This is a genomic window from Rhabdonatronobacter sediminivivens, assembly GCF_013415485.1.
Lineage (GTDB): Bacteria > Pseudomonadota > Alphaproteobacteria > Rhodobacterales > Rhodobacteraceae > Rhabdonatronobacter > Rhabdonatronobacter sediminivivens.
In genome coordinates this window covers 1-4,638 of the sequence record NZ_JACBXS010000086.1, presented here as the reverse complement: position 1 = coordinate 4,638, position 4,638 = coordinate 1, and the positions used below count along the sequence as shown (strand labels likewise).

At 61.1% G+C, this 4,638-nt stretch carries 2 protein-coding genes; both read left to right on the top strand.

All coding sequences use genetic code 11. The features are described from left to right. Window positions 1-154: 154 nt before the first annotated feature. Complete coding sequence (gene nusG, locus HUK65_RS18005; protein ID WP_179907637.1) at window positions 155-694, top strand: transcription termination/antitermination protein NusG; 540 nt, start codon at window positions 155-157, stop codon at window positions 692-694. Window positions 695-1,189: 495 nt separating this feature from the next. After that, complete coding sequence (locus HUK65_RS19150) at window positions 1,190-4,504, top strand: hypothetical protein (RefSeq protein WP_179907636.1); 3,315 nt, start codon at window positions 1,190-1,192, stop codon at window positions 4,502-4,504. The last annotated feature ends 134 nt before the right edge of the window (window positions 4,505-4,638 follow it).

Sequence of the window (4,638 nt, the reverse complement as noted above, 5' to 3'; positions counted from 1 at the left end):
ACACCCCGAGCCTACGGCTCAGGGAGAGCAACGCCACCCTTCATCCCAAAAAGTTCAACATCGACCGGGACATTCCCATGGCGTAGCATTGACGTTATTTCTTGAACCTGCACGGTTTCAAGCGCAACGTGTAGACGCACATAGATGAGGCCACATGAGCACCCACCATCGCGGCACCACCTGGTTTCTGGCGCAGTTCAAGCCGAACAGCCACAATATCGCCGAGCGGAACCTTGTGCGGCAGAGTTTCCGGACCTTTCTGCCGATGCAGGAAGAGACCAGGCGCGCCCGTGGCAAGTTCATCACCCAAATGCGCCCGCTTTTCCCGGGCTACATCTTCGTTGCACTGAACCTGCTCCACGGCGGCTGGCGTGTTGTGAACTCGACCTATGGGATCAAGCGGCTGGTCAGCCTCGGCAAGGAGCCGACACCCGTGCCGCTCGATCTGGTCAGCCAGCTGATGCAGCGCTGTGACCGCGAGGGCAAGCTGCTGCCACCCGGGCTGCTCCAACCCGGCGATGAGGTGATGCTGACCAAAGGGCCGTTCGCGGATTTCGTGGCAAGGATAGAGAGCATCGCACCGGACCGCCGTGTCTATCTGCTGATGGAACTGATGGGGGCGCAGACGCGCGTCGGAGTGAGCGCGGAGCATTTTCGGGCGATTTCTCCGTCGACCCAGGTGAAACGGGCCTGACGTGCATCGGCATAGCTTTGTAACCGACGGAGCGTAGCCAGCAGGCTGCTCGTGACGCGTTATCGGACGTGCGGCACGCTTTCCGACAGGCGCGCGGGGTTCACCTGATGCCCTGATACGCTTGCCCAGACGGGCTCCGCCGTCATGCGGCGGTGTGGGCAGTCCCGGGGATGTCGAATTGCAGCAAGGGATCCGAGGGCACGAATCGAGGCGGTGCCCTGGCGCCCATGTGCGGAGGGCGCGCACTGTGCGGTCCGCGCCTGAAAAGCCCGGGGAATGTCGGCCCCGCATGAACGCCTCCTGCGCGGACCCTCGCAGCTTCACCGCGGCACAGCGATTCCGCCGGGAGGCGGGGGCGTGTCATCAGAGACAGATAGCCCCCCGGGAAGCACGAATTTGAAACAATCGCCGCGTTGAAGCCAGATTGTCGAACACATCGTTGCCGCCAACGCGCAGCAGCCTGCCCTGAGGTGAAATTTCGGGTGTGGGTACGCAGTGCGGGTGAGCCGCAAGGCCGTGTCGCGGTGGGCGATACGGCGCTGGGTATCGGCATCCGTTTCTGGTGGATGCTCGATGTCACATTCTGCCCTGACGATATCGTATCAAGACCTGTTCAACACCGGTGGTGAAGTCACCCCGAATGCATTCGGCGGGATCTACACATCCTTCCGGCCATTCGAAAACTACAGCCAGATTGCCGAGGAGCTGGGGGCAACCCTGGTGCGTTGGCCTGGCGGTACACTGTCCGAGGTGCGAACCGATCGCTATGGCCTTGAATTTGAGAACCTTCAGGCGCCGAATACGCCGCGACCGGGATTGACGGAACTGATCGCCTCCACGAACGACGGCGATCAGGCCTTGTCCATCATCCTTCCAACCCTGCGCTACAAGGGGGACACGGACGGCGTGCGCAGCGATGTCGCGTCCTTCCTCGCGCGGCTGGCGGCTGGCGAATTCGGCACAATCCGGAATGAGCTGATCCTCGAGATCGGCAACGAATACTATGCCCATTTCGATGATGTCCGCAGCTATGGCGAGGTTGCAAATGCGATCCTCGAGGAGATCGCACGGGCCAGGTCCACGCATGCGGCGTTCTTTCAGGCCAACACTGTCACGGTTGCGATGCAGATGGCGCGCAACGATGAAGACGACGCGACCCTCAGGAGCCTTGTGTCGGATGACGCCAAGTCGGTGATCGACTATCTGAGGACGCACAGGCTTTCGGTCTCCTTCAATGCCTCCGACCACAGGCTCGAGGACGACCAGGAGAGGTTCGGGGCGTGGAAGGAGGACATCCTTGCGGCGGGTGGAGATGAACCAGGCTTCTATCTCTCGGCCTGGAACTCGGCCTCCTGGACACGGAACGAGGCGCTCGAGGCCTTCACGCGCGAACACAGGCGACATACGGGCGAGCGTCCGGACATCCCCGACAGCGAATTCGCCGAGAGGACGCATCAGCAGTTCGAGACATTCTGGGAAACCGGGCAGCTGGTTCTTGACGACGGCCGCGTGATCCAGACGCGGCACGGGCTGGCCAACCGGGATTATGGCGCCGCCAAGGAAGGCCATATCCTGCAGATATTTACGTCCTATGCCTATCATGGTCTGGACGCGGCCGCCATTTACGGCATCGACATCATCCATCCCAGCGCGTTCGGCTTCGTGACCCCGTCAGGCTCTACCCTGCTGGCCGGGGGGGGCGCATTCAGCCTCATGGCACGGTATCTGCCGGGTCTGGAGGTCACCACCCTCCATCAGGACAACCACCGCGCCGCGGAAGGAGCGTTCGAGATCAACCAATGGGGTTTCAACAGCGAAGACTACGCCGTGATCTTTGTCGGCGCGAACGGCTTCAGCGACGCCTCGGACAGGCTGCCGATGGACCTCAAGCTGGAATTCCTGCCGATCAAGGGGTGGGGCCTGTCCATCCTTCATGACATCCCGCCCGATTGGCATGATCAATACGGCATACCGAAATCACCGGTCGTCGCCCAGACCGAGGAAGCAAAGCTCTATTCGGCGCCTTCCATCGAAGCGATGGCGTTCACGATCGAAGGCGGCACGCTCAGCTTCGAGTTCGAACAGGATTATCAGGTCGCGGCGTTCCTCTTTGCGCATAACGAAACCGGCGTGGCACGCCTGGCCGACAAGACCCCGTTTGCAGGGCAGGTGCTGACATCCGGCTTCAGGGACACGGACATCCGCTACATTCAGGATGACACAACAGTCTACGGGGACGATACCGACGATGTCTTCATCATCACCGGATCGAGCAACCGGGTTGGCGGCGGTGCGGGCAATGACGTCCTGATTGCCACCGGAAAGCATGGCAATACCCTCTGGGGCGGAGAGGGGGACGATGTCCTGATCGCGGCTCAGGGGGACAACAGGCTTGTCGGCGGGCCGGGCAACGACCGCATCGTCGGTGGATCCGGCAATGATGTCATCCACGGCGGCGAGGGGAATGACATCATTTCCGTCGAGTCCGGGAACAACAGGATCGTTGGTGGCCCCGGTTCGAACATCATCTTCGGCGGAACCGGAAACGACCGGATATTCGCCTCCGATCCGGACATCAGCGACACAGGCGCGGTCGGAAACAGCTTCGTTTTCGCAAATTCCGGGCGGAACACCATTGTCGGGGGCAACGGCCGGGATGTGATCATCGGCGGAACAGGCAATGACGAGATCACCAGTTTCGGCAATCACAACCAGGTTTTCGGCAATGGTGGCAGCAACACCGTCCACCTGCACGGAGATCACGACCAGTTCTTCTCGGGCACCGCGCGTGAACATGTCTTCCTTCATGGAGAAGGCACCGAACTGTTCATCGACGGGGCGACCCGTGTCGTGCGGATCGAGAATTTTGACCCCCGGCAGGGCCACAAGCTGTTTCTTGACAGCGGTTTTCTGGAGCCCGGCGCCATCAGCGCCGGGGACTTCGTGCTTGACCATGCCGCTGTCAACGATTGGGGCAATGTCGAAATCTCCATCGCTTCGGGCCAGCAGCGGATCATACTTCCGGGTTTCGGGGACCCCCTGGCCCTGGAGGGCGCGACAGATCTCTGGACGCAGGGGCACAGTGTCGATGACATCGTCTCTGAATATGCCCAACTCCTCGACATCTCGTCGATTCTCGGTGTTTCGACTGTCTCGGACGAGAGCCCGCGCTCCGAAACGCCAGTGCCATCGGAATATCTCCTGTCAGGCGTCCTGTCCGGTGAAGAAGCGCAGACTGATCCCGGACCGGCCGCACCCGCCGATCCGGCTCCAGCCCCAGGCCCGGTGACGGTGCAGGTCCATGGCCCGGATCTGGGCGATCTGGTCCTGACCAGCCAGTGCGGGTCGGTATCAATCGATGGAGAGAAGGTTTCGCAACACCAGTTCACATTCGATCTTGGGGGGGCGTTGCAGGATCTCGATGACATGTTGCTGTCCTTCAAGACCACAACGATCAAACCGCCCACCGCGACAGACGCGCTTGATATTCTCAGGCTTGCCGTCGGTGTGGCACCGAATTCCGGGGCTCTGTCGGAATTCGTGCAGCTATCCGCAGACGTGAATGGCGACGGCAGGATAACCGGCAATGACGCCCTGATGGCGCTGAGGATGGCAGTCGGGATCGAGCAGAGCGCGGCGGTCAATCTGTTTCTGTTCGATCATGACCAGACTACTCCGCAAAGGCTCGGCGCGGATACCTGGCTGACACATTCCGACATTCTTGCAGCGCAGGATATCAGCCTCTACGGCGTCGGCACCGGATCCCTGTCGACCCTGCCATCCCCGGACCCCAGTGCGCTGGTGTTCTGACACTCCGTACTAGTGTCTCTATCGGGCTGCTGAAATGTCGCCCGCCTCCTAATGTTCAGGTCACCTCGAAAAATTGCCCTGGCCTTGCGGCCGGGATAGAAAGCGCAGGGCATGAGGCTGCTGGGATGTGACGA